Genomic DNA, 24,210 nt, shown 5'->3' on the forward strand with positions numbered 1-24,210 from the left:
TCGATGGAGAAGGCAGATGCGAAGAGTGATTACAGCGGTGGCGCTGCTGATCTGGATCGGCGCTCCCGCGATCGCCCAAACCGGCAATAGTGGGGGATCATCGACCGCGGTGAAGGACCGGCCGCTGCCGCAGGCGCCGATCGGCCATCGCCAGCCGCGCGCCAGTGACGTGCCTTCGGAGAAGAATCTGAACGATCCGAACGATCCCCTGAGCAGGGAAAACGCGATCCTCGACCGCAAGATCAAGAGCATCTGCCGCGGCTGTTAGGCCGCGGGCAGAGCGGGTGGCAGGGCGCAGACGGCCCGTCCATGCACGACCGATTGGCTAGGCCGATCGCTCCAGCAATTGGACCGTCCGTGCGTTTCGTCTGGCTGCGACGGCGTCGGCCAGCAGGTTCAGGGCAGAAACCGTTGCCTGCCAGTCGATGCAGCCGTCGGTAATGCTCTGTCCATAGGTCAGCGCCGTGCCCGGCAATACATCCTGCCGACCCGCGACCAGATTGCTCTCGACCATGACGCCGATGATGCGCTGATCTCCGCTGGCGACCTGGCGGGCGACATCGGCGACGACCAAGGGCTGATTCTCCGGCTTCTTGCCGCTGTTGGCGTGACTGGCATCGATCATGATCCGCGGCGCCACGCCGGCGCGCGCGAGTTCGGCCGAGGCGGAAGCGACGCTGGCCTGGTCGTAATTCGGCCGGCCGCCACCGCGCAGAATGATGTGGCAGTCCTCATTGCCCGACGTCGATGCGATTGCCGAGCGTCCACGCTTGGTGACCGCGATGAAGTGGTGCGGCTGCGATGCCGACTTCACCGCGTCAGCAGCGATGCGCACATTGCCGTCGGTGCCGTTCTTGAAGCCGACCGGGCAGGACAGTCCGGAAGCAAGTTCGCGGTGGATCTGGCTTTCCGTCGTGCGCGCTCCGATCGCCGCCCACGCCACCAGATCGGCGATGTATTGCGGCGTCGTGAGGTCGAGGAATTCGGTTCCGGCCGGCAGACCGAGATTGTTCACGGCGGAAAGCACATTGCGGGCGAGCCGCAGGCCCTTGTTGATGTTGAAGCTGCCGTCGAGGTCGGGATCGTTGATCAGGCCCTTCCATCCCACCGTGGTACGCGGCTTCTCGAAATAGACGCGCATCACGATCTCGAGCCGGTCGGACAACTGTTCGCGCAAGGCGGCGAGGCGCGTAGCGTAATCCACGGCGGCATCGGGATCGTGCACCGAACAGGGACCGACGATCACCAGAAGGCGATCGTCCGCACCATCAAGGATGGTGTGGATGGCGTTACGCGACGCCGTCACCACGCGCGTCGCGGTCAGGGTTCGCGGGATTTCGCGCATCACTTCCTGTGGCGTAATCAGCTCTTTTATTTCTTCGATCCGAAGATCGTCTGTGGTGCTCAACACGGCTAGGGCTCCTGTTGGTCAAGGGACCTGCCGGCCAAAAAAAAGCCGCCAGATCGGGCGGCGGCTGTTCGGACTACTTTGCTGCAATTCTTCAGATTGCGCGTGATCCTCCCACCGCCAGCGAGCTGTCGAGGCTAAAATACCAATAGTTGCTGGTGGCGACGGTGATCATGGGCGCTCTGATAGCGCATGGCGTGAAGCTTGTCATCCCCCAAAAAACCGGACGGGGAGCGGTGATCCGTCCGGGGGCGGGCTTAGCTCTTGCGCGCGGCGAGCGCCATCCCGATCAGCGAAGCCCCGCCGAACAGCAGGTTGATGCCGACCAGAAGTCCGATCGCCCATTCGGCCGAACCCGGCAAGCCCATGATGATCATGGCCGCAATCAGGATGTCCAGGGCACCGGCGAACGCCATCCAGCTCCAGCGCTCCGACAATTCGCGGCGGTGCTGCAGGGCATACATGATGGTGGCGACGCCTTCGGCCAGGAAATAGGCGCCGACCACGATGGTGAGGGTGAGGATGCCCTGCACCGGCTTCGCCAGCAGGATGATGCCGGCACCTACCGCCAGCGCCGCCGAGATCAGCGACCACCAGAAGCCCGGCATCTGCCGGGCCCAGAATGTCAGCGCGAGACCGACGATTCCGGCGATCAGGAACATCCAGCCGAGAAAAATGGTGACCGCGAGGCTTGCCAGCGGCGGCACGATGATCGCCGCCAATCCCAGGATCGCCAACAGGATCCCTTCGGCCAGAAAGGCCTTCCAGTGCACGCGGGCGGCGGCGTCCAGGTCGGATTGCAGCTTGGTGATGTCCTGGGGAAGGGTCATTGAGGGTCTCCGGATGCCGGCCGCGCGGTGTTGAGGCGCGCAGTATAACCCGCGCACGCGACAGCGGATCAGATTTGTTGACGCCGCCGCTTGCGCGAGATCAACGCCGGCCGCAATCCACGCTCTGGTTCGGCCTTGACCCAGCCTTGCCTCAGCGCTGGCTCGACAGCGAAGAAAATCCCTCCGCCGTCGTGCGCATCCGGTTGCGGCCGAGAATATAGATCGCGCTGGTCGCCAGCAGCAGGGCTGCGCCGATCAGGATGGAGGTGAGGCCGATCGGGACCAGAACCAGCGCAGGATTGCGGTCGGGGTTGACGAACCACTGATGGATCGAGGTCAGCAGGAAGGCGAGCCCCGCAAAGCCGGCGCCGCCACCGGCCACCAGCAGCGCCCACATTCGACGCAACTGGCTGAGACGCTCGCGCGCGACCTCGGAGCGTGGAGCGTGGTGCCGGCCGACCCGCCATACCAGCCGCACAGCAAGGCCGATCGTGCCGAACCCGATCAGCACGCTGGTGGTACCCAGAACAAGCCGGGTGGACGATGCCATGTCCGGATTTTGCTGCAGCGTGAGCAGCGGGAAATCGAACGCGGCGTGCAGCGTCACCGGCGCCAGCAGGATCAGCATTCCGCTGGAGATGCGGGCCCAGTCGCGGTGATGCCGGTTGGCGCCGAGCGCCGTGCCTGACCGGGCGATGGCGATATAGGCGCCGGCGATGATGCCGAGCGCGCCATGGAACGGAACGGTGAGGACGCTGCGCAGCGCGGCCAGCGATTTCCATATTTCCTGGTGCTGGATGAGGTAGGCGAGATTTTCGTAGGCGGCAAAGCCGAGCCCGACGGCGGCGCCATAAACGACCGCGTCCATGTGGTCGGCGCCCGGCCGGCGCCGCATCGAAACCAGGAGGATGACGAGAATTTTGACGATTTCCTCGGGCGCCGCAATCCCGAGGATCGCATGCAGCGCGTTCGCGAGCCAGGGGTGCTCCGGAACCGCGAACAGCGAGGTCAGCGGTTTCCGGACCACGCCGAGCAGCGACACACTGGCCGTGCCCAGCAGAAACGCGGACCAGACCCTGGCGGGCGGGCCCGGCCGTTCGCCGGCGGCGATCACCAGCCACAGGATCAGGAGCGCCGGCGCGATCGCCGCGGTGCCGATGACGGTGGGGAGGGATTCGAGGAGGAACATCTCAAGGGAAGCTATGCCATTTTTCCGGGCCGTCCGCTCCGGAAATACGCAAGTGCGACAGCAAGCAGCAGGCCTCCGGCATTCCCGGACCCGCGGGCGGGGTGCCCGCAGGCAGCGATTCTTCAGTCAAACCAGCTTGGTTCAGATATGGCTAGGCCAATGCACGTTCGCGAGCGAGGTCCATGGGTGACTTTCCGGCGACCTGGGCGAATGAGCGTGATTGGATCTGGTATCGTCAGGCAGCGAGGCGCATCGGTGGTCCTATTTAGCGGAAAAGAGACCCATACGAGGTCGGTACTGAAGGCAATCAGCTGGCGGATACTGGGCACGCTCGATACATTTGCCATCAGTTGGTACCTGACCGGCAAGGTGGCGCTGGCGGGTTCCATTGCCGCCCTCGAATTCCTGACCAAGATCGGCTGGTATTACGCTCATGAGCGCGTCTGGGCATCCATCGCCTGGGGCCGGGCCACGCATTGATAGCGCCCATCCGGTTCGGGTGAGGGGAGACCGGCGAGTTCATCGCGCCAGCAGGCGGCGGCAGGTGTCGACGAACACCTCGGCGCCGGTGACGATGTCGGCGTCCTCGGTGTTCTCGCTCCAGTGATGGCTGACGCCGCCGATCGAAGGCACGAACAGCATGCCCGCCGGCATGATGGAGGCGAGTACTTGCGCATCGTGTCCGGCGCCGGAGGGCATGCGGACCGATCGGCCGCCGACGAGGGCCACGCTGGCTGCCTCGATGGCCTGCTGGAAAGCCGCATTCATCAAAGCGGGAGCGCCGGTCCGAATTCGCTCCACCGCGACCGTGCAGCGGCCTTGCGCGCTGGCCTTGGCGGCCATGTCGCGCAGCAGGGCTTCCAGGCGATCGATCACGGCAGCATCATCGTCGCGCATCTGGAAAAGCATTTCCGCGCGTCCGGGAATGATGCTGGGCGCGCCGGGATCGAGCACGATGCGGCCGGTGGTCCATACCGTGCGCGGTCCGCATGCCCCGGGAAACCGGTCGTCGATCGCCACGCAGAATCGCGCCAGCGCCAGACCGGCATCCCTGCGAACGTCCATTCTCGTGGTGCCCGCGTGATTCTGTTCGCCCTCGAAAATGATCCGGTACTGCCAGATGCCGACGATGGAGGTGACGATTCCGATCGCCAGGCCGCCGCCTTCGAGCGTTTGGCCCTGTTCGATATGCGCCTCCAGATAGCCGATGTGGCGACCGCGTTCAGCCCCGGCGCGCGGCCGTCCGGCCAGTCCCACCTCGCGTAGCGCATCCCGCATGGTTCGGCCGCTGCTGCGGTCGCGCGCGGCGTCAATGTCATCCTCGGTCAGCGCGCCGACATAGGACCTCGAGCCGAGGAACGAGCCGAAATGACCTTCCTCATCGCACCATGCCGCGACTTCGACGGACCCGTCGGCGTCCGGATCGGCGTTGATCACGCGGGCGGCTTCGAGCGCGTAGACGACGCCGAGTGGCCCGTCGAGCCAGCCGGCGTAGTTCTGGCTTTCGAGGTGGGAGCCGGCCAGCAGTTTTGGACCAGCCTTTGTGCTTGTGCCGATCACGTTGCCGATGCCATCGATCTCGGCCGCAAGCCCTGCCGCGGGGAGCCGCTGCGCCAGCCACTGCAGCGACTGCATATGCGGATCCGAGAAGGTCGGCTTGTGAACCCCGGTCTTGTAGGCGCCGATGCGGCGCAGCGCATCGAGATCGGCAAGCACCCGGGCGCCGTCGACGTGGGAGCGATTGTCAGGCAATGGCGGGCTCTCCCTAGCCGGTGGAAAATCCGGAAGGACCATCGCAAAATAGAATGCCTCGCGCAAATTCCATTTCGGGAAAGGCGAGCGTCGACATTGTCTCGGCCCGTTGACGTCCGCGCTTTGCGTCGTTGACAACCTCTGAAGCAAGAGGGCGCACGGAAAGCCGGATGCGCGCTGCGCCCGCGGTCTCGTGTGCATATTCGCACAAACAAACGCATACGAGCATACAGAGCAGCGGATGCAATCCGAGCCTTCGCGCGCCTCCTTCGTGGAATCGTTTTTGCGCCTGGCGTCGTTCGAGTGAGCAAAGACTCCTCAGTCGTCACCGCCGCTAACGCCGTCATCCAACCCACGCAACATATCGGACAATCATGAAAATGCCGAGGGCAGCCACGGTGGTGAGTGCGAGGGACATGCCGAGTTGGACGAACACCCGAACAAATGTCAGACCGATCTTCATCCCGGTGGCCTGATTTTGCTTGCCATCCGGACGATCTCGTGGGACTTTAGAGGGTCAGTAGCGATTTTGGTCTCGATGCTGGCGCATCTGGAGCAGGCGAAGGTCCGTTTTTCGGTGTCGCCGCGGCGCAGTTCAATGCTCGTCAGGCCCATGCGCATTCCACATCGAACGCAACGCGGGCGTTCGATCGGCGACAGCAGAACATCCGTCAGAGAGTTCATGGCTCACCGTTGTTCTGGAAACCGCGTCGAAAAAATAAGCCAGCCGCCGTCGAACGTCTATCCGGAAACCGACTCGACCGACGGAAATATTTTTCCACCAGAATGGAACCGGATCGGCGCTGGATGAAAAGCGGGTTGAACTGTTGGATCGTCGAAACTCGGCGTGGGTGAAGGAGATCCGTCGATACCGTCACGGTATGCAATTGGGTTCCGCGTTCCCGCCGGTCAGCCGTGCATAATGCGGCCGCTCGTTTGGGAGCGGCCGCATTATTGTTGTGGCTGATCAATCGACGGTGCTGACGGTCGCCAGGGTCGCGCCAGGCAGCGGCCGAAACAGCAGGACGCACTGGCCAGTCATATCGGTAATGACCCAGGGATGCGTCATATAGGTGTCTTGCGTGTAGCTCCGTCCGGGATTCACGTCGCTGTAGAACTCGCGTTTCCCGTCATAGTTGATCCAGTAAATCTTGATCTTGCTTTTGCTCTCGTTCTTGAACTGAACTTTTGTTTCCTTGTTACTGTCGGCGGACTTGATGGATTTTTCGGACTGGCAGTTTTCTTCCGATAGAGCGGCGCTTGAAACGGTTATGAGAAGTGCGGAAATGATACAGCGGAGCATTGAGAACATAACCTTTTTTCAAACGGAACGGAGATGAGTGGCGGTACGCCACCATGAGAGGCCGCTGTTATAGGTGCGACGCATGATTGGCAATTCATGCGTCGATTCCGTCCCATGCATGCATCGCCGCGGCAAGGGCAGGGCGCGCGCCGGGGCCGGCCGGCGGAACCGGAACAATGGCAGCCTGCCGCGATTGGTTATGCTGGATAAAATGAGGATAGCATGACCATCATACCAACCTCGCTTTGCAACCGATTGGCCGGCGGCGTCTTCAAGACCGTCCTTGTTCTCGCGTCGATCGCCCTGGTCTTGTCGCCGGTCGATCTGGCTGCGCAGGGCCAGCCGGTTCAAAACGGACCCATGATTCCGGTTGCGCTCTGGTGGATCGGCGCTTTCGTCCTCGGACTGGCTTTGGTTTACGGCATCATGCGCAACAGGCGCAGGACCCGATCGGATAAGGAACTGACCGAACGGTCAACCAAGCAACTTTACGCCGAAGAATCCAGGGATGAACGTCGGAGCTAAGTCGGGCTCCGCGCCGGATTACGGCTGGCGTCAGGCACCCGTCCAGAGTTTCGCCAGGGCTAATTTCCAAGGTTCAATCCATTTCGGGAACTGTCGGACTCAACGTAACTCGGGTGCAGGGTAACGGGCATTTTTCGTCCATCCAGCAGTACGCGGACCGATCCGGTACGAGAACTCGTGCCCACGACGACGCCCTTGTGACTGACCAGCCTTGGACAGCGTTTCATCCCAAGTGGAGACAGGCGAACGCGGAGGCCTGGTCGGATATCAGCTTCGGCCATGCAGGCAAGTATCCAGTGGTTTCCTGTTCGTCGCGCCACGCGCTCTTCGGTTCATGCCCATCCGGCATGCCAACGTCGGGCGAAGAGGTTTGTCGGAGGGTGTTGCACATGCGACACGCAAAAAAAGCCCCGGACCATGCCGGGGCCTTAGTTGCTGGAGATGAGATCGTTAAACGAGAGTTCAGAACTTGTAGTTAACGCCAGCCTTGGCAACCGACAGCTTGTTCTTGAGGTCTGCATTGATGGTGAAGGCGGCAGGGGCGCCGATGCCGAAGGCCTCGTTCTTCGTGTCGAAATCGATGTAGTTGTACTCGAGGAAGCCGGTCCAGTTCTTGGCGAACATGTACTCGACGCCCATGCCGACCAGCCATCCCCAGGAAGTGCTGTCCGCGCTGGTGATTTGCGTCAAGCCGCCACCGCCACCGGGACCGCCAATGAAACCGCCGCCCGGAGCGCTTACGCTGTGCGTGGAATTCATCCAGGCGCCACCGCCCTTGACGTAAAGCAGGGTGCGGTCGGCGACCACGCCACCGATGCGGCCCGAAACCGTGGCCAGCCAGTCGCTTTCAGTCGTGCAGGAAAGGACGACCACGCAGGGAACGGTTCCCTTGACGTCCATTCCGGCAATGTCGCCCTGAACGCCAAATACCACCCAGCCGCTCTGCCAGTTATACCCGACCTGGCCGCCGCCCAGGAGGCCGCTCCGGCTGTTCTGGGAGAATGGAAAATTGAACGCGACCGCGCCGAGACCCGGAGCGGAAGCGCCAGTGAGGGTCGACTCGGTCGTTCCCCAACCACCGCCGACATGGGCGCCGACATAGAAGCCGGTCCAGCTCCAGGTGTCGATAATCGGCGGTGCCTTAGCATAACGAGGCGCCATATCGGCAGCAGTGCCGGCGACGGTGGTTGCAATAAGAAGGGCGGCGCTTGCCGCAATCATCGTCTTCATAGCCAATCTCCTCGATTAATACCCATACTTCGGGTCCAATGGCCGTACTTTTACGGGGAGGCAGGCGATCTCGACTATTGCCAAAAAGCCACATTCGCGGACCGAGTGTGCAATATTGCTCACGTTCTGCGTTGGGAACCCCGTCAAACAGCATCTTATGCTGCGTCACTGAGGTGGAGCTACCGGTGGTTTTTCCGCTGGGAAGGCGGCAGACGGGCACCGCCGCCGCCGCAACTGGCAGGATTTCGTGCAGGATATCGCTGCGGTTGAAGCGGGGCGCGGCCTGTCAACGGCGATGGCGCTCCCTAGCGGAATCGAACCGCTCTCTCCACCGTGAAAGGGTGGCGTCCTAACCGATAGACGAAGGGAGCGAAGGCGTCGCTGCGACCGAACTGGTCGCAAGAGCTGCCGGTTCGCTGCAGTTTGCACAAAAGCTCAGGCAAATCAAAGCTTTGAAGGAGCGATGGTGCCCTCGCGCAACCCCGATCGCAGTGACGCGAGCGAGGCAGCGGGCGAACGTATAGTGGCGTTTGCGCGGTCGGGCAAGCCACCGGCACTTGCGTTTTGTGGCGGGATGGATGCTTTCCCGCAGCCAGAAACCCAGGGATTTTTCCCTACCTCGCAACGGTTCCTAAAGTCGGACCGGTTAGGGATTGCGTCTCAGGAGCGCTCGATATGGCCGCAGCCGCCAAGAAGCGGGAATCCCGCAAATCCGTCCACCAGCCAGGGTGGCTCACACTGGACGGCGGCTTCGCCGCGCGACCCTGCGTGGTGCAGGATTTGTCCTCGACCGGCGCCAAGGTCACGGTCGACGATCCCAACGCGCTGCCGGGCAGACTGCGGCTGGCCTTATCGCGCGACGCGCGTACCGGGCGAAGCTGCGAAGTGGTCTGGCGCCGCGGCAAGACCGTCGGCGTCAAGTTCGTCCGGTAGCCAAGCCCAGATTATTGGCGGGATGCGAACCGTGTTCCCGGACGATACGCCGCACTTCCGATTCCGCACGCCACTTTCGGCGACAACTCCCGGCGATTAGGGTGCGGTTTCGTCGAACCGAAATTCCGCTAATGAGGCAAGAGAGATCGTGGCGCTACTCAGCTTTCTGTCGGGACTTGCAGCTCTCGTGATCGGCGCAGAACTGCTGGTGCGAGGGGCCTCGAACCTGGCGCTCAGGTTCGGAATATCGCCGCTCGTGGTGGGGCTCACCGTGGTGAGCGTGGGGACCAGCGCTCCGGAGTTGGCGGTCTCGGTACAGTCCGCGATGTCGAACCAGGCCGACATTGCGGTTGGCAACGTCGTCGGCAGCAACATCCTGAATGTGCTCTTCATCCTCGGGCTGTCGGCGCTCATCACGCCATTGGTCGTCAATCGACAACTGATCCGCCAGGAGGTCCCGATCATGGTCGGCACCTCCTTGTTGCTGGCGGCACTGGCTTGGGATGGCGCCTTGTCGCGCATCGACGGAATGATCCTGGTATGCCTGTTTGCCGCCTACACGGTATTTCTGATCGTCCAGAGCCGTCGCCAGGAAGCGTCGGATCCGGACGCGCAGACGACGGCCGAGCCTGGATCGGGCTGGAACGCGAAACTTCCGGTGCAGATCGCGATGATCGTCGCCGGTTTGATCCTGCTGGTGGTGGGCGCCAACTTGCTGGTTCAGGCGGCCGTTACCTTTGCGAAACTGTTCGGTGTCAGCGAAATGGTGATCGGTCTGACCATTGTCGCGATGGGTACCTCGCTGCCCGAGGTTGCGACTTCGATCATGGCGGCGATCCGCGGTGAGCGCGACATTGCCGTCGGCAATGTGGTGGGAAGCTGCATCTTCAACATCGTCGGCGTGCTCGGAATTTCCTCGGCGGTGGCGTCGGGCGGCCTTTCCGTCGCCCCCGCACTGATGGCGTTCGATATTCCCGTGATGATCGCCGTGGCGATCGCCTGCCTGCCGATCTTTTTCACCGGAAACCTGATCGCTCGCTGGGAGGGCGCGGTGTTTCTGGCGCTCTATGCCGGTTACACCATCTATCTGGTGATGGCAGCTCAGCAGCACGACGCCCTGTCGACCTACGGCCTGGTTCTCGGGACCGTCGTTCTACCGCTGTGCGTGTTGACGGTTGGCGTCATCACGTGGCGTGAGTGGCGCGCCAGACACCAATCATCCTGACCGGGCGAGGGCCAGCTCCACAGTGATGCGGCCGGCCATTGCGCGACGGCACCCGGGCATCCTTGTCCCTCCCGCTCGCCGGCGATAAAATGCGGGATGCGAAATGTATTCCTGTTGATCGCCGTCGCCGCGCTGTGGCCGGCCTGTTCGGCGGCTGCCGAGCAGCCCCGCCAGCAAAAAACCGATAGATCCGGCGCCACCGTCCGGCAGGTTCCGCTGAAGGGCGCCGGCACCGACCGTTCCTGCGCGGCGTATGGCGCGGGCTTCGTCAGGGTTGACGGTACGCAGACCTGTGTGAAGATCGGCGGCGCCGTCAGCATCGGGGTCGGCGGCAGTCGCTAGCACTCCGTCAAACAGCCACGAGGCCCGATTTGCAGCTCGAAATCATCGTTCCCGTCATCATGGGTTGTGCGCTGCTGTGGTGGGTCAGCCGCGGCATGACCTGGACCACGCGCCTCGCGGTGACGGCGGTCACGCTGGTTGTGATCGTCGCCGTCGTGCTGTTCGAGCAGTCGGGTCCGTAGGTCATTCCGGGGCGATGCGAAGCATCGAACCCGGAATCTCGAGATTCCGGGTCTGGTCCTTCGGACCATCCCGGAATGACAGGAGCCTCTCACGACATCGGCGGCGCGATGAACTCCGCAAACCCGGGGCGCGCGGCGAATTCGGCGAACCAGCGCTCCAGATGCGGCAGCCTCGGCTTGACGATGCCCTCGACTCCGAACCAGCGCCGCGCATAGGCGCCGAGCGCGATGTCGGCGATGGTGAAATCGTCGCCTTCGATGAAGCGCCGCGTCGCCACCTGTGCCTCCACGATGCGCCATTGCTCGGCCTCGGCGTCGGCGTCCTTCTGAAGCGCGACCATGTCGCGTTTTTCGACGGGGGTGCGCACCAGCCCCCAGAAAACCGGGCGATCGACTGGCTGCAGCGTCGACAGCGTCCAGTCCAGCCAGCGGTCGACCCCGGCGCGCGCCTTCGGCGCCTGCGGATAGATCGGGGATCCCTCGCCATAGGCGAGGTTGAGGTAGCGCATGATCGAATTGGATTCCCACAGCACGTAGTCGCCGTCGACCAGGGTCGGTATCCGCCCGTTCGGATTCATCGCGAGATATTCGGGCTTGTCGTTCTGGCCGAAGGCCATGCCGGCATCGATGCGCCGGAAGGGGAGGTCGAGTTCGCGCAGGCACCACAGCACTTTCTGCACATTGACCGAATTGGCCCGGCCCCAGATCGTCAGCTGGGCCTGATTCCTGTTTGGCACGCGTTGGCTCTCCCGTTGCTCGGCTCTTGCCGTTGATAGCGGAAAACACCGCGGGATGTGCGGGCCATCCCGGTAAAAATTCCCGCCCCGGATGCTATAAGGCCCGGATCATGCCCGGATACAAGCTCGCGATCTTCGACCTCGACGGAACATTGTCGGACAGCCTGCCATGGTTTCGGCAGGTGGTGAATTCGCTGGCCGACAAGCACGGCTTCCGGCGCGTCGAGGATGCCGACGTCGAGATGCTGCGCGGCAAATCATCCCGCGAAATCATCGCCTGGCTCGAGGTGCCGCTCTGGCGAATGCCCCTCATCGCGGCGGACATGCGCCGGCTGAAGAGCCGGAACATCGACAGCATCCCGCTGTTCGCCGGTGTTGGATCGATGCTGCAGGCGTTGTCGCAAGCCGGCGTCACCATCGCCATGGTCAGTTCCGATTCCGAGAGCAATGTCAGGCGGGCGCTCGGCGACCACGCGGCGGTGATGTCGCAATTTGCCTGCGGCGCCTCGATGTTCGGCAAGGCCGCCAAGTTCAGGTCGGTGCTGAAACGCACCGGCGTCGCCGCCGGAGATGCCATTGCGATCGGCGATGAGGTCCGTGACGGCGAGGCCGCAGCGCAGGCCGGGATCGATTTCGGGGCGGTGTCGTGGGGCTATGCCTGGCCGGAGGCGCTCGGGCGGCTTTCGCCGGTTCGGGTGTTCGATGACGTGGCGGATATTACGCGGCTGCTTTCGCCGGCTCAGGCCGAAGCCTGCTCGCGCGGCTGTTCGCGGGCTTCCATCAACTCGGCGTAGCGGCTGTATTCGCCGGCCATTTCCAGCAGCCGCTCACGAACCTCTGCACTGCTCACCTGACGGGCCAGGCGCCTGGCCTGGTCTGCCTGGAATTGATAGTGCCTGGACTGGCTCATGAGACTCCCTCGAATCCTGTGTCAAGACTGAGGGAAAAAGGTTCACCGACCGTGAACGGATACACGTCAGGAAACGGCGCATCCCGACGCCGGAGGCCCGGCGGCGCCAGGGCTTACCAGTGTCCGGTGTTCGGCATCGACAGCCACGGCTCGGCCGGCGGCTTGGGATCGCCCTTCTGCAGCAGTTCGATCGAGTGCAGATCGGGCGAGCGCACGAAAGCCATGTTGCCATCGCGCGGCGGCCGGTTGATGGTGACGCCCATCTTCATCAGGCGATCGCAGGTGGCGTAGATGTCGTCGACCTCATAGGCGAGGTGGCCGAAATAGCGGTCCTCGCCGTATTTCTCCTCGTCCCAATTATAGGTGAGCTCGACCAGCGGCGCGCCGCGCGTGCTGGGTGTATTCTTCAGCAGCGCCTCGTCCCCGGCGGCGCACAGAAATACCAGCGTGAATTTCGCCTTGTCATTGTCGATGCGGCGAACCTCCTTCAGCCCCAGGGCATCCTGATAGAACTTCATCGCGGCATCCAGATTGCGCACGCGCAGCATGGTGTGGAGGTAACGCATGGTTTTCTGTTCCCTTGGATTGAAGAGACTGTCGACGGTCCGGGAGGTTCAATAGCAGCAAAACGCGAACGCGTGCAGGGGCGATAAGGGCTGAATGCCAGCACCCCGTCCGCCGCTACCCGGCGCCTACTTCGCGTAGCCTTGCGAGCGCAGCCAGCCGATGCGGCGTTCGCCGTTGATCCACTCGTCGGCGTCTGCCTTGCTGGTCAGGCCGGTGATCATGCGCGGCTCGGCGCCGGGATAATCCGCCTGGATGCTCCAGTTGTCTTCGGCGATACGAACGATTTTGAAGGTGACTTTTGCTTTTGCCATGCCGCGTTATGCAGGTTTTTTCTACAAAAGAGAACTGCCTTGCGCCGGTTTCCCCGGGGTTCGCCACGATGCGGCGGGGCGCGCCTAGCGGGCAGGGGCGCGCTTGCGGGAGGGGCGCGTTGCCGCGGGCGTGTGCGGGAGATCGCCGAACTGGGCGGAATGGTAGGTGCGACCTTCCGGCGTCGTGATCCGGACATTGTAGCAAGCGTGCGCGATGAACTCGCGTGCTTTCTTCAGTGCCATTTCTGGCGTCCGGCGCCGGGCGGTGTTGACGCCCCGGATGTCGGTACCGGTTACGATGTAGGGCATTTTCTGCTTCTTTTTGGTAGTTCTGGATAGCGTCGGCTCCGGCGCGGAAGGCCCCCGCCGGCTTCTTTGGGGCCTGATCGCCCCACCCGTGAAGCTCAACCCACGGACAGGTGGGGTGTTCCAGGTGGCCATCGGTCGGCCGCATCGAGAGGGCTTGAAAATTGTTCCTGTTTCGTTCACTATGGCGCCACGGAGGAGATTGTCATGGACGCCGGCAAAGAGCGACAGATCATCCGCTTGTGGAATCAACTGCGCCTGCTTGAACGGGAAGGCCGTCCCACCGCGGCCGTTCGCCGCCAGATTGAAAGGGCGCTTGCCGAACGGGAGGCTCATGCGGCCTGACTGTCGGTGCACTGACGGCCGGACGCGGACGGGAAAACGCCCCGGCCGTTCACATCGGCCGGGGTATTCGCTTCGCTCAGAAAACGCAGACGTTCACGAGGCGCAGACCGCGCCGGGTGTGAATGTACCTGTAGCAATCGCCGCCGATGTAGAAGGCCGGGCCGCCGTAAACATGGCGGTGCTTGTGAAGCCCGTGACCATGGTGTCCACCGTGGCCATGGCCCATGTGCTTGCCATGGCCGTGACCGTGCCCACCCTTGCCACCCGCGGCAGCAGGCGACATGGCGGCAGCTCCGAGCGCGATAGCGGTGATGACGGCGAACGAGATCTTGCGAAGCATTGTATTCTCCAGGTGGGTGCATTGCACCGGTTACGATGCACATGGGACGCTTTACGCACGGCAATAGTTCAGGAGTTTCGCCTGAACGGATGTTCAGACGTGCGGTGGGTCACACGCGCGCGAACGCGGCGTCATTGCGATGCGCGTCGCGCTCAGAAAGAAGCGTTTCGTTAAGGTTTGTCTGACCGAAAAAACGCGTCCCCTGTTCGTTCCACCGTGAACAAAACGGAATCGATTCGTGTCAAGAATTGACGGAATCGCGGGGCAGTGCATGCTGGCGCGATGTTGCGATGGAAGAATTGCCGGCTCGCCCGCATGAGCAGCGGCCACTACTGCCTGATCCGGGATCTCGGCCTCGTGAAGGGTGGCAAGGGGTTGCGGCACCATGAGGTACTGATCGCGTTCAGCGTTCGAGCTGCGCTGCAGCGCATGCGCCGGGGCGAACTCCCGCTGCGGCGGTTCAATCCGGGGCCCAGGCTACGGGCGCGCGTATTCGTCGGCAAGTAATTGAAAGCCTCGCGAGCGGCTCAAGGCAGGCAAGGATCGTCGGTGCGGCGAGTTTCGTTCAGCACCGGGTCAGCGTCGGGCGGACAGGATCTGATCACGTAGCCGTCTTCGAGCCGTTGTCGGCCATTGGGCTCATCGACCACCAGCCCGCAATCCTCCGCGCAGCGCCATGCGTCGGTTGCGGTCTGGAAGGTCCGGCTGAGCCGGTATTCTTTCTCGTAAAGCGCGTACGGCATCAGCGGCTCCTCTGCTCCGGAAACACGCCAACGTCCAGCGCGTTCCATCGTACAGCATAGGGTTCCGCTGTTTCCCGCTACGACCAGAACGGCGGGTCCTCCAACGCGTGGCGGGAAAGCGGTTCGGATCCGCCGCGGGCATTCTGCAGCGTGGCGACGAAATATTCTTCGCGCTCGCGCTCGAACCTTTCCTGCGTGGCTTTGAAACTCGCCACGCGGCTGGCGATCTCTTCCCGCTCGTGTGCGGCGTTGTACGGCTGTTCGATCATGCCCATCCCTCTTGATTCTTGTCCCGCGACCATTGGCGTCGGCGATTGGGGCGGCATTTGGGACGCCAGGTCGCAGGATTGTGATCGCTCTCGGGCGAAGTCGGGTCGGGACCTTCGCGGTGGATAAAATCGATCCCGCGCTTGTGGCAGCTCCGCGTTGCCGGTAGCCAAAGAGAAACGGGAGGCTGGCCATGGCAAGGATCGATCTGGACGCGATGAGCATCGAGGAGGTCGCCAACCTGCGCGACCTCGCCACCGACAAGCTGGCAGAGAAGGTCGCGGCGCGGCGCGCCGAACTCGAGGCCGAACTGGAAAAGCTCGCGCAATACGACAAGCCAGCGCGCAAGTCGCAAGTCGCACCTCCCGCGGCCAAGCCGAGGAAGAGCCAGGAGACCGGCGCGACCGGTGAGGCCAGGATGTCCGGAGAGCCGGTCGCCAAAGCAGCCTGATGAGGCAGGCTGTCGAGGCCTCCTGACAAGGGCGGCGCAGCGCGCGCCTGTGGCGGCGCGATCCGGGCGTGCGGTCGGCTTAGCAATGCGACCGGCCGTGCTATAGTCAGCGCGGCCATTCGTTCGGATATAATCTCATGATCGCAACCGATCTTCGCAGCGGCGTGGAACAGCTCGGCGACATGATCGCCGAGGCGTCCACCATCGTTCCTTTCACCGGCGCCGGCATCTCAACCGAATGCGGCATTCCCGATTTTCGCTCGCCCGGCGGATTGTGGAGCCGCAACCGGCCGATCCCGTTCGATGAATTCGTCGCCAGTCCGGACGCGCGGGACGAGGCGTGGCGGCGGCGCTTTGCGATGGAGCCGACATTCGCCGCCGCGAAACCGGGACGCGGTCATCGCGCGCTCGCCGCGCTCTACAGGGCCGGCAAGATCCCCGCCATCGTCACCCAGAATATCGACAATCTGCACCAGGCATCCGGCTTCGCCGCCGAGCATGTCGTCGAACTCCACGGCAACACCACGTACGCCCGCTGCATCGGCTGCGGAAAGGCCTATGACCTGGCCTGGGCAAAGCTGCGCTTCGAGGAGACCGGCGGCGCGCCGGACTGCGCCGTATGCGATGAGCCGGTCAAGACCGCGACGATCTCGTTCGGGCAGGCGATGCCGGAAGATGCCATGCGCCGCGCCACCGAACTCGCCCAGCACTGCGACCTGTTCATCGCGATCGGCTCATCGCTGGTGGTGTGGCCTGCTGCCGGATTTCCGATGATGGCGCGGAACTGCGGCGCACGGCTGGTGATCATCAACAACGAGCCCACGGAACAGGACGATATCGCCGACCTCGTGATCAGGCACGACATCGGGGAGACGCTTGGGCCGTTCGTCGGCAACTGATGGCCGATTGATTCGCGGCCGCGCAAGCTGTTCATAGCTCATGCCAGTTTTGTTTTTTGTCTATGCGCGGCACGCGGGAGTGTTATCTTTTGATTCGAGAGATTCGCGTGGCGTCATCATGAATACTCATAGATGGGCGCGTGTTCCGGCGACTTCGTAGCGGTAACGGGGTCGTCGCTGATGTGTGGGGTCCGGGGTCATGGGGTCGGACAGTTTTGAGTCCAAGAAGCTCGGCGGGCCGCCATCAGGCGGAACCGGACCGGACAGGCTTGGGACGAGCGGGCTTGGGTCGAGCGGGCTTGGGTCGAGCAGGCTTGGGCCGAGTGAATATGCAGGCAGTGCCGGACGTGATTCCGCGATCGATGCGCTGGTGGGCCTCGGCGAGAGCGCCGCGAACCTGGTCGAAATCGCCGGTGTCATCAAATGGTTCGATGCATCAAAGGGCTATGGCTTCATCGTGCCGGACAATGGCTGGCCCGACGTGCTTCTGCACGTCACCGTGCTTAGACGCGACGGCTATCAGACCGCGTATGAAGGCGCGCGGATCGTCTGCGAATGCGTGCAGCGACAGAAAGGCTATCAGGCATTCCGGGTGGTCTCGATGGACGAATCCACCGCGATCCACCCGGCGCAGATGCTGCCGCCGCGGACCCATGTCAGCGTCACCCCGACCAGCGGGCTGGAGCGGGCGCAGGTCAAGTGGTTCAACCGGCTGCGCGGCTTCGGCTTCCTGACCTGCGGGGAGGGGACACCCGACATCTTCGTGCACATGGAAACCCTGCGCCGCTTCGGCATGACCGAGTTGCGCCCCGGCCAGTACGTGCTGGTGCGGTTCGGACCCGGCTCGAAGGGAATGATGGCGGCCGAGATCCAGCCGGAAGCCGGCGCGCCCGGGCTGTCGTCGCACTGATCGGCCAAGGCGCCGCCTCACGAAAGCGTTAGCCGGGGCTCGCGAAAATGCTTATTCGCGCCCTGCCGAAGCTCTGGCGTTTCCAGACATCATTGGGCTAGCATTGGCAAAATCCTTTACGGCTTTCGGTGAGCGTTGATGAGTTTTGCTTCGAGTGTCGATCGGCGCCGCGCCCGCGCCTGGTTCCGGATACCGATGGCCGCGGTGCTAATGCTTTGCATATTGACCGGCTTCGGCGCGCAGGCGGCTAGCATCCAGCCGCTCGAAATCGTGACCAAAAGCGGCGTGCATGTCTTCTCTGTCGAGATGGCGACCACCGACAAGGAGCGCGAGACCGGGCTGATGTACCGCAAGGAATTGCCTGACGGGAAGGGGATGCTGTTCGACTTCTCGCCGGAACAACAGATCTCGATGTGGATGAAGAACACCTACATCCCGCTCGACATGATCTTCATCCGCGCCGACGGCCGGATCCTGCGCATCGCCGAGAATACCGAGCCGCATTCCCTCAAGATCATCTCGTCCGGCGGACTGGCCAAAGGGGTGCTGGAAGTGATCGCCGGCACCGCGCAGAAATACGGCATCGCGCCCGGCGACCGGGTCGCCCATCCCCTTTTCAAGCCCTGACAAGGCGCCGGAAGCCGCCTTGCTGGCAGCGCCTGAAGCGTGTAACGACAGGGCTTCCCAAGCCATCGGGGTATAGCGCAGCCTGGTAGCGCGGCAGTTTTGGGTACTGCAGGTCGTTGGTTCGAATCCAGCTGCCCCGACCAGCTAAACCTTTAAAGATATTAGATCATTGGCAAAATGGCCTGAGCGAGGCCTGCCGGCGATGTTCCGGCCGCGCGGCATAAGGCCTGGGTATCACGGCTGAGGCCGGGTCGTTGGCCTCGGCCTGCCCAAAAAACCGGATATGCCTGCAAACCTTAAAGCCTTGACTTGCGGGCATGCCAGCTTTCCACTTGACGTCGGACGGCGCCGCAGTGACTTGATCGAGGGGAATGACGATGAGCAGGTTTTCGACCGGAGTATTGGCGGCGTTGGTTGCCGCAACGATGGCCATAGCGCCCGCGCTGGCGGACAAGAAAACGAACTCGATCCGCTTTGCCTACGATCAGGTGGTGGAAAACGTCGATCCGTTCATGAACAACGTCCGCATCGGGGTCATCATCGGCCAACAGGTGTGGGACACGTTGATCTATCGCGACCCGAAGACGTCCGAATACAAGGGGCAACTCGCGACCGCATGGAAGTGGATCGACGACAAGACTCTCGAACTGGACCTGCGCAAAGGCGTCAAATTCCACAACGGCGCCGAATTCACCGCCGATGATGTGGTCTACACGCTGAATTTCGTGGTGAGTCCGGACAGCAAGGTCGTCACCCGCCAGAACGTGGCCTGGATCGACCGCGCCGAGAAGATCGACGCCTACAAGGTACGCATCATCTGCAAGGAGCCGTTTCCGGCGGCGATCGAATATCTTGCCGGACCTGTCGTGATCCATCCGCATGAATATTACGCCAAGGTCGGCCCGCAGGGGATGAATGAGAAGCCGGTTGGTTCCGGTCCGTACCGCATTACCGAGCATTCGGTCGGCAAATTCGTGCGAATGGAGCGCAACCCGGACTACTTCAAGGAGTCGCCAAAGCCGCAGCCGAAGATCGACAAGGTCGAAATCCGCTTCATCCCCGACCGGCAGACCCAGGTCGCCGAAATGATGGCCGGCGGCGCCGACATGATCATGAATGTCGCGCTCGATCAGGCGACGCAGATGAAGGCCGTTCCGACCCTTCAAGTCGTTTCCGGCGAGACGATGCGGATTGCATTCCTGCACCTCGACACCCGGGAAACGAGCACCGCTCCGCAACTGCGCGATATCAAGGTGCGCCAGGCCATCATGCATGCGATCGATCGCGAAAGCATGGTCAAGCAGATCGTCGGCCAGGGTGCGCGCGTCCTGCACACACTTTGTTTCCCGCCGCAGTTCGGGTGCAGCGACGAGGGGGCACCCCGCTATTCCTACGATCCGGCGAAGGCCAAGCAGTTGCTCGCCGAGGCCGGCTTCAAGGATGGATTCGACATCGATCTCTACGCCTACCGGGAGCGCAACCAGACCGAGGCGATGATCGGTTATCTGCGCGCCGTCGGCATCAGGGCGAACCTGCGCTTCATGCAGTATGCAGCGATGCGCGAGGCAAATCGCGCCGGCAAGGCGGCGATGCTGCACCAGACTTGGGGTTCGTTCTCGGTCAACGACGTGTCGGCGTCGACGCCGGTCTACTACAAATTCGGCCCGGACGATGTCTCGCGCGATCCGGAAGTGCGCGATTTCCTGCAGCGCGGGGACTCCCAGGTCGATCCGGCGGTGCGCAGGGAGGCCTACCGCAAGGCGCTCGCCCTGATCGCGGAACGGGCTTATTCGCTGCCGCTCTATTCGCTGACGACCTACTACGTTGCCAACAAGGATCTCGTCTTCATCGCCTATCCGGACGAGATCCCGCGCTTCTGGGAGATGTCGTACAAGTGAGAGGCAGCGTCCGCCACCTCGCGCACCCGGCCATTGGATGCTGATCTACGCCCTGAAGCGTCTTGGACTTGCCGTTCTGGTCGCGGTGGTCGTCTCCGCGCTCGCCTTCCTGCTGCTACGTGCGTCCGGCGACGTCGCGATCGCGCTCGCCGGGGAAGGCGCGCGCAGCGAGGACATCGACAACATCAGGCGCATTTACGGGCTCGATCGTCCGCTCGTCGTGCAGTATCTCGACTGGGCCGCGAAAATGATACGCGGCGATTTCGGCACTTCGCTGTTCTTCAAGACCGACGTCCATGCGCTCGTGCTCGATAAAATGCCGACCACGGCTCTGCTGGCGTTGTTCTCGCTGATCTTCGCGCTCGCCGTGTCGCTGCCGCTCGGCATCCTGGCGGCGCTTTATCCGAACAGCTGGATCGACCGCCTCTGTCTTGCGCTGGCGGTGATCGGGCAGGCGCTGCCGAGTTTCTTTTTTGCCCTGATCCTGATGATCGTGTTTGCCGTGATGCTCCGGTGGCTTCCGGTATCGGGCAGCGACAGCTGGGCCCACTTCGTGCTGCCGACCGTCGTGCTCGGCTATTATATCGCGCCCGCCATCATGCGGCTGGTGCGTGCCGGCATGATCGAGGTGCTGGCCTCGGATTATGTCCGCACCGCACGCGCCAAGGGGCTGTCGTCGAGATCCGTGGTGCTCAAGCACGCGCTGCGCAATGCCCTCGTTCCCGTGGTGGCGCTATCGGCGGTGCAGCTCGGTTTCCTGCTCGGCGGCTCGGTCGTGATCGAAACCGTGTTCGCCCTCGATGGCCTCGGCTATCTCGCCTTTCAGTCGATCACCCACAAGGATCTTCCCGTCACGCAGGCCATCGTGACGCTGCTCTCCCTGATCTATGTGGGTCTGACACTTGCCGCCGATCTTGCCAATGCCTGGCTGGATCCGCGCATCCGCGTCGGGGGCGGGTCATGACCGACGTCGCCGCGATTCCCGTTCTGGACCTGACGACGGCGTCGTCGGGCAAATTGTTGCGGCGCCGGATCATGGCGCATCGCGGCCTGCTGATAGGCACCGGTCTGCTGGCGTTCATCGTGCTGGTGGCGCTGCTCGCCCCGCTGATCGCGCCGCATGATCCCTACGCGCAGGACCTGTCCCGCCGCATGATTCCGCCGATCTGGTACGAAAAGGGCAATTGGGTCCATCCGTTCGGCACCGACAATCTCGGCCGCGACTACCTCTCGCGCGTGCTCTATGGCGCGCAGATATCGCTCCTGATCGGCGCGGCCGTGATGGTGATCTCAGGCCTGATCGGCACCGCGCTCGGTCTTGCCGCAGGGTTCTTCGGCGGACGCGTCGACATGGTGGTGACCTTCTTCATCACGGTGCGGCTGGCGCTTCCGCTCATTCTGGTGGCGCTCGCCGTCGTTGCCACGGTCGGCGGCTCGCTCTGGGTCGTCATCCTCGTGCTTGGCCTGCTCAAATGGGACCGCTTCGCCGTGGTGATGCGGGCCGCGACGCAGCAGGTGCGGGTGCTCGACTATGTGGCGGCGGCAGAGGCCGCCGGCGCGTCGACCCTGCGCGTCATTGTTGGCGAAGTGCTGCCGAATGTGCTGCCGCAGCTTGTCGTCGTGGCGACCGTCGAAGCCGCCAGCGCGATCCTGCTCGAGGCCGCGCTCTCCTTCCTCGGGCTCGGCGTACAGCCGCCGCTGCCGTCCTGGGGGCTGATGATCGCCGAGGCCAAGACCTACATGTTCTTCTCGTTCTGGCTGATCGCCATTCCTGGCACCGCGCTTGCGGTGCTGGTCTTTGCCGTGAACATGGTCGGCGACGGCATTCGCGACGTCTCGGCGCCAGCGGGGAGAGGTTAGGTGGCGGCACTGCTCGAGGTCGAAGGCCTGACGGTCGATATTGCGACTGCGCGCGGAACGCTGCATGCGGTGCGCGATGTGTCGTTTTCGCTGCACAGCGGCGAAACGCTGTGCCTGGTCGGCGAATCCGGTTGCGGCAAATCGATGACGGCGCTCGCCTTGATGGGCCTGCTGCCGCGCGCGGCAAAACGAACGGCACGCCGCATGCTGTTCGAGGGCAACGACCTCGTGGCACTTCCGGAAGGCCGGCTCGCCGAGTTGCGCGGTGCGCGCATGGCCATGGTGTTCCAGGAGCCGATGACGGCGCTGAACCCGGCCTACACGATCGGCGATCAGCTCACCGAAGTGCATCGCCGCCACAAGGGTTCGACGATGGCGGTTGCTCGTGAGCGCGCGGTCGCGCTGCTCGAAATGGTCGGTATCACCAACGCCGCAGCGCGGCTGGGACAATATCCGCACCAGCTTTCCGGCGGCCTGCGCCAGCGCATCATGATTGCCATGGCGCTGATGTGCGGACCGTCGCTGCTGATTGCCGACGAGCCGACCACCGCGCTCGACGTTACCATCCAGGCGCAGATCCTGCGGCTGCTGGTCGAACTGCAGCAGGATCTCGGCATCGCCATCGTGCTGATCACACACGATCTCGGCGTCGTCGCGCGGGTCGCGCATCGGGTTGCCGTGATGTATGCGGGGGAGATCGTCGAGGCAGCTGACGCCGCCGATCTGTTCGCGGCGCCGCGTCATCCCTATACAAGCGGGTTGATGGCTTCGATTCCGGTGCCCGGCGCAACCAGGCCGGGCGACCGGCTCGGCGTCATCAGAGGCATCGTACCGTCCCTGATCGGAGAGGTGCAAGGCTGTGCGTTTCGCGACCGCTGCGACTTCGCTCAGCCGGAATGCGCCCGGACCGTTCCGGTGCGCTCCGATGGCGGGCATGAGTGGCGCTGTATCCTCGGCGAGGCGGTGGCCGCATGAGCGTGTTGCTTGAAGCCTCCGGTGTGTCGCGAAATTTTTCGGTCGGGCGCGGGCTGTTCGCCGCCAGCCAGACCCTGCGCGCCGTCGTCGATGTCAATCTTGCGGTCGGAAAGGGCGAAGTACTCGGGCTCGTGGGCGAGTCCGGCTCCGGCAAGTCCACGCTGGCGAAAATGCTGCTTGGAATCCTCAAGCCCAGTGCGGGCTTGATCCGGTTCGGCGGCGCTGACGTGGCCTCGATCGGACGCCGTGCGCTCGCCCGGCGTATTCAGCCGGTGTTCCAGGACCCCTATTCGTCGCTCAATCCGCGCCGCACGGTCGCGTCGATCGTCGGACTGCCGCTCGCGGTGCAGGGTATCGGCACGGCGCGTGAACGCCGGATGCGGTCCATCGCGATGCTGGATCGCGTCGGCCTTGCGGCGCGCCACGCCGATGTCTATCCGAATGAACTTTCCGGCGGGCAGCGCCAGCGCGTCGCGATTGCCCGTGCGCTGGTGGTCGAACCAGAAATCGTGCTGCTCGACGAGCCGACCTCGGCGCTCGATGTTTCGGTGCAGTCTCAGATCCTCAATCTCCTGCTCGACCTGCGCCGCGATTTCGGCCTGACCTACATCTTCATCAGTCATAACCTCGGGGTGATCGAGCATGTCGCGACCAGTGTCGCCGTGATGTATCTCGGGCGCATTGTCGAGACTGCCCGCCGTGAAGACCTGTTCCATGCTCCGCGCCACCCTTACACGCGCGCGCTGCTCGCTTCGGTGCTTACGCCGGAGCCTGGTCTCGGCGTTCCCGATGTTGGGTTGGGCCTCAGTTTTCCCGATCCGCTGGCGCCGCCGCCGGGTTGCGTCTTCCATCCGCGCTGTCCGGATGCGGGTCCGCGCTGCCGGATCGAGCCGCCGCGTCCGGTCCGTGACGGGCAGGGGCTCGTCGCATGCCATCTGCACAATGGTGGCACGCAGCTGGCTGCCTGAGGCCTGCTGGGTCAGAAGGTCGCACGCTTCGGCGGTTAGACGAGGAGATTGAGATTTTTGCGCACGGCAGCGTGAGATAGATCAACGGAGGCGGGAGGCGTTCTGGGTTTATTTGAAATAGAAGGCGTGCTGGGATCGATGCCCGTTCCGCAGTCCGAGCCGTTACGGGAACCTTGC

General features: G+C 63.3%; 34 protein-coding genes and 2 tRNA genes. 21 read left to right on the forward strand and 15 right to left on the reverse strand.

All coding sequences use genetic code 11. From position 1 onward, the window contains the following. Nucleotides 1-16 precede the first annotated feature (16 nt). Entirely contained in the window at nt 17-268 is a 252-nt protein-coding gene (locus Q8R73_RS14725; RefSeq protein WP_305720278.1) for a hypothetical protein, read from the forward strand. 57 nt (nt 269-325) lie between these two features. Here Q8R73_RS14725 and Q8R73_RS14730 read toward each other — a convergent pair whose 3' ends face one another. The 3 genes from Q8R73_RS14730 to Q8R73_RS14740 all read right to left on the reverse strand — a co-directional run bounded on the left by Q8R73_RS14730 (nt 326) and on the right by Q8R73_RS14740 (nt 3,427). Further along, complete coding sequence (locus tag Q8R73_RS14730; RefSeq protein ID WP_305720279.1) at nt 326-1,411, reverse strand: 3-deoxy-7-phosphoheptulonate synthase; 1,086 nt, start codon at nt 1,409-1,411, stop codon at nt 326-328. Between the two features lie 254 nt (nt 1,412-1,665). Further along, nucleotides 1,666-2,238, reverse strand: a complete 573-nt coding sequence (locus Q8R73_RS14735) for an HdeD family acid-resistance protein (protein WP_305720280.1) — start codon at nt 2,236-2,238, stop codon at nt 1,666-1,668. Nucleotides 2,239-2,389: 151 nt separating this feature from the next. Then, nucleotides 2,390-3,427, reverse strand: coding sequence for a PrsW family glutamic-type intramembrane protease (locus Q8R73_RS14740; protein WP_305720281.1), 1,038 nt, complete (start codon nt 3,425-3,427; stop codon nt 2,390-2,392). Between the two features lie 210 nt (nt 3,428-3,637). Between Q8R73_RS14740 and Q8R73_RS14745 the strand changes: the two genes are divergently transcribed. Then, a complete protein-coding gene (locus Q8R73_RS14745) occupies nt 3,638-3,907 on the forward strand; it encodes a DUF2061 domain-containing protein (RefSeq protein ID WP_305720282.1) in 270 nt (89 codons plus the stop codon). 39 nt (nt 3,908-3,946) lie between these two features. Here Q8R73_RS14745 and Q8R73_RS14750 read toward each other — a convergent pair whose 3' ends face one another. After that, nucleotides 3,947-5,179, reverse strand: coding sequence for a Zn-dependent hydrolase (locus tag Q8R73_RS14750; protein WP_305720283.1), 1,233 nt, complete (start codon nt 5,177-5,179; stop codon nt 3,947-3,949). Between the two features lie 424 nt (nt 5,180-5,603). Here Q8R73_RS14750 and Q8R73_RS14755 point away from each other — a divergent pair, with 424 nt between their 5' ends. Then, nucleotides 5,604-5,990: a hypothetical protein gene (locus tag Q8R73_RS14755; protein WP_305720284.1), complete on the forward strand. Its 387-nt coding sequence runs from the start codon at nt 5,604-5,606 to the stop codon at nt 5,988-5,990. 156 nt (nt 5,991-6,146) lie between these two features. Here Q8R73_RS14755 and Q8R73_RS14760 read toward each other — a convergent pair whose 3' ends face one another. Continuing rightward, nucleotides 6,147-6,491, reverse strand: coding sequence for a hypothetical protein (locus tag Q8R73_RS14760; protein ID WP_305720285.1), 345 nt, complete (start codon nt 6,489-6,491; stop codon nt 6,147-6,149). 246 nt (nt 6,492-6,737) lie between these two features. On the opposite strand from Q8R73_RS14760, the gene Q8R73_RS14765 reads away from it, so the two are divergent. Further along, nucleotides 6,738-7,007 (forward strand): hypothetical protein, encoded by a 270-nt coding sequence (locus tag Q8R73_RS14765; protein WP_305720286.1) that lies wholly within the window; start codon nt 6,738-6,740, stop codon nt 7,005-7,007. A gap of 462 nt (nt 7,008-7,469) precedes the next feature. Here Q8R73_RS14765 and Q8R73_RS14770 read toward each other — a convergent pair whose 3' ends face one another. Both Q8R73_RS14770 and Q8R73_RS14775 read right to left on the reverse strand, forming a co-directional pair. Further along, complete coding sequence (locus Q8R73_RS14770; protein ID WP_305720287.1) at nt 7,470-8,237, reverse strand: outer membrane protein; 768 nt, start codon at nt 8,235-8,237, stop codon at nt 7,470-7,472. A 296-nt stretch (nt 8,238-8,533) separates the two neighbouring features. After that, nucleotides 8,534-8,608 (reverse strand) — tRNA-Glu (locus Q8R73_RS14775). Between the two features lie 304 nt (nt 8,609-8,912). On the opposite strand from Q8R73_RS14775, the gene Q8R73_RS14780 reads away from it, so the two are divergent. From Q8R73_RS14780 to Q8R73_RS14795, 4 genes are all read left to right on the forward strand, one after another. Continuing rightward, complete coding sequence (locus tag Q8R73_RS14780) at nt 8,913-9,170, forward strand: PilZ domain-containing protein (protein WP_305720288.1); 258 nt, start codon at nt 8,913-8,915, stop codon at nt 9,168-9,170. A gap of 148 nt (nt 9,171-9,318) precedes the next feature. Further along, a complete protein-coding gene (locus tag Q8R73_RS14785; RefSeq protein ID WP_305720289.1) occupies nt 9,319-10,395 on the forward strand; it encodes a calcium/sodium antiporter in 1,077 nt (358 codons plus the stop codon). 96 nt (nt 10,396-10,491) lie between these two features. Next, nucleotides 10,492-10,737 carry a porin gene (locus Q8R73_RS14790; RefSeq protein WP_305720290.1) on the forward strand — a complete coding sequence of 82 codons (246 nt, stop codon included), beginning with the start codon at nt 10,492-10,494 and terminating at the stop codon, nt 10,735-10,737. Nucleotides 10,738-10,766: 29 nt separating this feature from the next. Continuing rightward, on the forward strand, nt 10,767-10,919 hold the full coding sequence (locus Q8R73_RS14795) for a hypothetical protein (RefSeq protein ID WP_305720324.1): 153 nt from the start codon (nt 10,767-10,769) through the stop codon (nt 10,917-10,919). Between the two features lie 89 nt (nt 10,920-11,008). Here the strand turns inward: Q8R73_RS14795 and Q8R73_RS14800 are convergent, their stop codons facing one another. Continuing rightward, on the reverse strand, nt 11,009-11,656 hold the full coding sequence (locus Q8R73_RS14800; RefSeq protein ID WP_305720291.1) for a glutathione S-transferase family protein: 648 nt from the start codon (nt 11,654-11,656) through the stop codon (nt 11,009-11,011). A 110-nt stretch (nt 11,657-11,766) separates the two neighbouring features. Here Q8R73_RS14800 and Q8R73_RS14805 point away from each other — a divergent pair, with 110 nt between their 5' ends. Further along, nucleotides 11,767-12,450: an HAD hydrolase-like protein gene (locus tag Q8R73_RS14805; RefSeq protein WP_305720292.1), complete on the forward strand. Its 684-nt coding sequence runs from the start codon at nt 11,767-11,769 to the stop codon at nt 12,448-12,450. Between the two features lie 229 nt (nt 12,451-12,679). Here Q8R73_RS14805 and Q8R73_RS14810 read toward each other — a convergent pair whose 3' ends face one another. From Q8R73_RS14810 to Q8R73_RS14820, 3 genes are all read right to left on the reverse strand, one after another. Further along, nucleotides 12,680-13,132 (reverse strand): VOC family protein, encoded by a 453-nt coding sequence (locus Q8R73_RS14810; protein WP_305720293.1) that lies wholly within the window; start codon nt 13,130-13,132, stop codon nt 12,680-12,682. Nucleotides 13,133-13,258: 126 nt separating this feature from the next. Further along, the gene (locus Q8R73_RS14815) at nt 13,259-13,444 is read right to left on the reverse strand and encodes a hypothetical protein (protein WP_305720294.1); all 186 of its coding nucleotides are present in this window, start codon (nt 13,442-13,444) and stop codon (nt 13,259-13,261) included. Nucleotides 13,445-13,528: 84 nt separating this feature from the next. After that, a complete protein-coding gene (locus Q8R73_RS14820) occupies nt 13,529-13,753 on the reverse strand; it encodes a hypothetical protein (RefSeq protein WP_305720295.1) in 225 nt (74 codons plus the stop codon). 204 nt (nt 13,754-13,957) lie between these two features. Here Q8R73_RS14820 and Q8R73_RS14825 point away from each other — a divergent pair, with 204 nt between their 5' ends. Then, nucleotides 13,958-14,095: a hypothetical protein gene (locus Q8R73_RS14825; protein ID WP_305720296.1), complete on the forward strand. Its 138-nt coding sequence runs from the start codon at nt 13,958-13,960 to the stop codon at nt 14,093-14,095. A gap of 76 nt (nt 14,096-14,171) precedes the next feature. Here the strand turns inward: Q8R73_RS14825 and Q8R73_RS14830 are convergent, their stop codons facing one another. After that, nucleotides 14,172-14,435: a sulfur globule protein precursor gene (locus Q8R73_RS14830; protein WP_305720297.1), complete on the reverse strand. Its 264-nt coding sequence runs from the start codon at nt 14,433-14,435 to the stop codon at nt 14,172-14,174. A 315-nt stretch (nt 14,436-14,750) separates the two neighbouring features. On the opposite strand from Q8R73_RS14830, the gene Q8R73_RS14835 reads away from it, so the two are divergent. Then, a complete protein-coding gene (locus tag Q8R73_RS14835) occupies nt 14,751-14,942 on the forward strand; it encodes a hypothetical protein (RefSeq protein WP_305720298.1) in 192 nt (63 codons plus the stop codon). A gap of 20 nt (nt 14,943-14,962) precedes the next feature. Here the strand turns inward: Q8R73_RS14835 and Q8R73_RS14840 are convergent, their stop codons facing one another. Together Q8R73_RS14840 and Q8R73_RS14845 are read right to left on the reverse strand one after the other, a co-directional pair. Then, nucleotides 14,963-15,178, reverse strand: a complete 216-nt coding sequence (locus Q8R73_RS14840; RefSeq protein WP_305720299.1) for a hypothetical protein — start codon at nt 15,176-15,178, stop codon at nt 14,963-14,965. Nucleotides 15,179-15,255: 77 nt separating this feature from the next. Continuing rightward, nucleotides 15,256-15,453: a hypothetical protein gene (locus Q8R73_RS14845; protein WP_305720300.1), complete on the reverse strand. Its 198-nt coding sequence runs from the start codon at nt 15,451-15,453 to the stop codon at nt 15,256-15,258. Between the two features lie 185 nt (nt 15,454-15,638). Between Q8R73_RS14845 and Q8R73_RS14850 the strand changes: the two genes are divergently transcribed. The 5 genes from Q8R73_RS14850 to Q8R73_RS14870 all read left to right on the forward strand — a co-directional run bounded on the left by Q8R73_RS14850 (nt 15,639) and on the right by Q8R73_RS14870 (nt 18,475). Further along, nucleotides 15,639-15,896, forward strand: a complete 258-nt coding sequence (locus tag Q8R73_RS14850; RefSeq protein WP_305720301.1) for a hypothetical protein — start codon at nt 15,639-15,641, stop codon at nt 15,894-15,896. 137 nt (nt 15,897-16,033) lie between these two features. Beyond that, entirely contained in the window at nt 16,034-16,795 is a 762-nt protein-coding gene (locus tag Q8R73_RS14855; RefSeq protein WP_305720302.1) for a Sir2 family NAD-dependent protein deacetylase, read from the forward strand. 199 nt (nt 16,796-16,994) lie between these two features. Next, nucleotides 16,995-17,705: a cold-shock protein gene (locus Q8R73_RS14860; RefSeq protein ID WP_305720303.1), complete on the forward strand. Its 711-nt coding sequence runs from the start codon at nt 16,995-16,997 to the stop codon at nt 17,703-17,705. A 195-nt stretch (nt 17,706-17,900) separates the two neighbouring features. Continuing rightward, the gene (locus Q8R73_RS14865) at nt 17,901-18,332 is read left to right on the forward strand and encodes a DUF192 domain-containing protein (RefSeq protein ID WP_305720323.1); all 432 of its coding nucleotides are present in this window, start codon (nt 17,901-17,903) and stop codon (nt 18,330-18,332) included. A gap of 66 nt (nt 18,333-18,398) precedes the next feature. Beyond that, nucleotides 18,399-18,475, forward strand: a tRNA-Pro gene (locus tag Q8R73_RS14870). Nucleotides 18,476-18,498: 23 nt separating this feature from the next. Here Q8R73_RS14870 and Q8R73_RS14875 read toward each other — a convergent pair. Continuing rightward, entirely contained in the window at nt 18,499-18,765 is a 267-nt protein-coding gene (locus tag Q8R73_RS14875; protein WP_305720304.1) for a hypothetical protein, read from the reverse strand. Here Q8R73_RS14875 and Q8R73_RS14880 point away from each other — a divergent pair. From Q8R73_RS14880 to Q8R73_RS14900, 5 genes are read left to right on the forward strand one after another with little or no spacing between them, the layout of a single operon-like run. Next, nucleotides 18,758-20,230, forward strand: a complete 1,473-nt coding sequence (locus Q8R73_RS14880) for an ABC transporter substrate-binding protein (RefSeq protein ID WP_305720305.1) — start codon at nt 18,758-18,760, stop codon at nt 20,228-20,230. The genes Q8R73_RS14875 and Q8R73_RS14880 overlap by 8 nt on opposite strands. 37 nt (nt 20,231-20,267) lie before the next feature. Beyond that, on the forward strand, nt 20,268-21,194 hold the full coding sequence (locus Q8R73_RS14885; protein ID WP_305720306.1) for an ABC transporter permease: 927 nt from the start codon (nt 20,268-20,270) through the stop codon (nt 21,192-21,194). Next, on the forward strand, nt 21,191-22,090 hold the full coding sequence (locus tag Q8R73_RS14890) for an ABC transporter permease (protein WP_305720307.1): 900 nt from the start codon (nt 21,191-21,193) through the stop codon (nt 22,088-22,090). The genes Q8R73_RS14885 and Q8R73_RS14890 overlap by 4 nt, the downstream gene beginning before the upstream one ends. After that, a complete protein-coding gene (locus Q8R73_RS14895; protein WP_305720308.1) occupies nt 22,091-23,065 on the forward strand; it encodes an ABC transporter ATP-binding protein in 975 nt (324 codons plus the stop codon). Next, on the forward strand, nt 23,062-24,033 hold the full coding sequence (locus Q8R73_RS14900) for an oligopeptide/dipeptide ABC transporter ATP-binding protein (RefSeq protein ID WP_305720309.1): 972 nt from the start codon (nt 23,062-23,064) through the stop codon (nt 24,031-24,033). Before Q8R73_RS14895 ends, Q8R73_RS14900 begins: the two co-directional genes overlap by 4 nt. Nucleotides 24,034-24,210: the final 177 nt, after the last annotated feature.

Origin of the sequence: Bradyrhizobium sp. (assembly GCF_030697065.1) — a bacterium.
Lineage (GTDB): Bacteria > Pseudomonadota > Alphaproteobacteria > Rhizobiales > Xanthobacteraceae > Bradyrhizobium.

What these genes read in the sequence shown, in the direction of transcription:
- Q8R73_RS14725 (WP_305720278.1), top strand. Translation starts at nt 17, where the DNA reads ATGCGAAGAGTGATTACAGCGGTGGCGCTGCTGATCTGGATCGGCGCT.
- Q8R73_RS14735 (WP_305720280.1), bottom strand. Translation starts at nt 2,238, where the DNA reads ATGACCCTTCCCCAGGACATCACCAAGCTGCAATCCGACCTGGACGCC.
- Q8R73_RS14740 (WP_305720281.1), bottom strand. Translation starts at nt 3,427, where the DNA reads ATGTTCCTCCTCGAATCCCTCCCCACCGTCATCGGCACCGCGGCGATC.
- Q8R73_RS14745 (WP_305720282.1), top strand. Translation starts at nt 3,638, where the DNA reads ATGAGCGTGATTGGATCTGGTATCGTCAGGCAGCGAGGCGCATCGGTG.
- Q8R73_RS14760 (WP_305720285.1), bottom strand. Translation starts at nt 6,491, where the DNA reads ATGTTCTCAATGCTCCGCTGTATCATTTCCGCACTTCTCATAACCGTT.
- Q8R73_RS14770 (WP_305720287.1), bottom strand. Translation starts at nt 8,237, where the DNA reads ATGAAGACGATGATTGCGGCAAGCGCCGCCCTTCTTATTGCAACCACC.
- Q8R73_RS14780 (WP_305720288.1), top strand. Translation starts at nt 8,913, where the DNA reads ATGGCCGCAGCCGCCAAGAAGCGGGAATCCCGCAAATCCGTCCACCAG.
- Q8R73_RS14790 (WP_305720290.1), top strand. Translation starts at nt 10,492, where the DNA reads ATGCGAAATGTATTCCTGTTGATCGCCGTCGCCGCGCTGTGGCCGGCC.
- Q8R73_RS14805 (WP_305720292.1), top strand. Translation starts at nt 11,767, where the DNA reads ATGCCCGGATACAAGCTCGCGATCTTCGACCTCGACGGAACATTGTCG.
- Q8R73_RS14810 (WP_305720293.1), bottom strand. Translation starts at nt 13,132, where the DNA reads ATGCGTTACCTCCACACCATGCTGCGCGTGCGCAATCTGGATGCCGCG.
- Q8R73_RS14815 (WP_305720294.1), bottom strand. Translation starts at nt 13,444, where the DNA reads ATGGCAAAAGCAAAAGTCACCTTCAAAATCGTTCGTATCGCCGAAGAC.
- Q8R73_RS14820 (WP_305720295.1), bottom strand. Translation starts at nt 13,753, where the DNA reads ATGCCCTACATCGTAACCGGTACCGACATCCGGGGCGTCAACACCGCC.
- Q8R73_RS14825 (WP_305720296.1), top strand. Translation starts at nt 13,958, where the DNA reads ATGGACGCCGGCAAAGAGCGACAGATCATCCGCTTGTGGAATCAACTG.
- Q8R73_RS14830 (WP_305720297.1), bottom strand. Translation starts at nt 14,435, where the DNA reads ATGCTTCGCAAGATCTCGTTCGCCGTCATCACCGCTATCGCGCTCGGA.
- Q8R73_RS14835 (WP_305720298.1), top strand. Translation starts at nt 14,751, where the DNA reads ATGAGCAGCGGCCACTACTGCCTGATCCGGGATCTCGGCCTCGTGAAG.
- Q8R73_RS14840 (WP_305720299.1), bottom strand. Translation starts at nt 15,178, where the DNA reads ATGCCGTACGCGCTTTACGAGAAAGAATACCGGCTCAGCCGGACCTTC.
- Q8R73_RS14845 (WP_305720300.1), bottom strand. Translation starts at nt 15,453, where the DNA reads ATGGGCATGATCGAACAGCCGTACAACGCCGCACACGAGCGGGAAGAG.
- Q8R73_RS14850 (WP_305720301.1), top strand. Translation starts at nt 15,639, where the DNA reads ATGGCAAGGATCGATCTGGACGCGATGAGCATCGAGGAGGTCGCCAAC.
- Q8R73_RS14855 (WP_305720302.1), top strand. Translation starts at nt 16,034, where the DNA reads ATGATCGCAACCGATCTTCGCAGCGGCGTGGAACAGCTCGGCGACATG.
- Q8R73_RS14860 (WP_305720303.1), top strand. Translation starts at nt 16,995, where the DNA reads ATGGGGTCGGACAGTTTTGAGTCCAAGAAGCTCGGCGGGCCGCCATCA.
- Q8R73_RS14865 (WP_305720323.1), top strand. Translation starts at nt 17,901, where the DNA reads ATGGCCGCGGTGCTAATGCTTTGCATATTGACCGGCTTCGGCGCGCAG.
- Q8R73_RS14880 (WP_305720305.1), top strand. Translation starts at nt 18,758, where the DNA reads ATGGCCATAGCGCCCGCGCTGGCGGACAAGAAAACGAACTCGATCCGC.
- Q8R73_RS14875 (WP_305720304.1), bottom strand. Translation starts at nt 18,765, where the DNA reads ATGGCCATCGTTGCGGCAACCAACGCCGCCAATACTCCGGTCGAAAAC.
- Q8R73_RS14885 (WP_305720306.1), top strand. Translation starts at nt 20,268, where the DNA reads ATGCTGATCTACGCCCTGAAGCGTCTTGGACTTGCCGTTCTGGTCGCG.
- Q8R73_RS14890 (WP_305720307.1), top strand. Translation starts at nt 21,191, where the DNA reads ATGACCGACGTCGCCGCGATTCCCGTTCTGGACCTGACGACGGCGTCG.
- Q8R73_RS14900 (WP_305720309.1), top strand. Translation starts at nt 23,062, where the DNA reads ATGAGCGTGTTGCTTGAAGCCTCCGGTGTGTCGCGAAATTTTTCGGTC.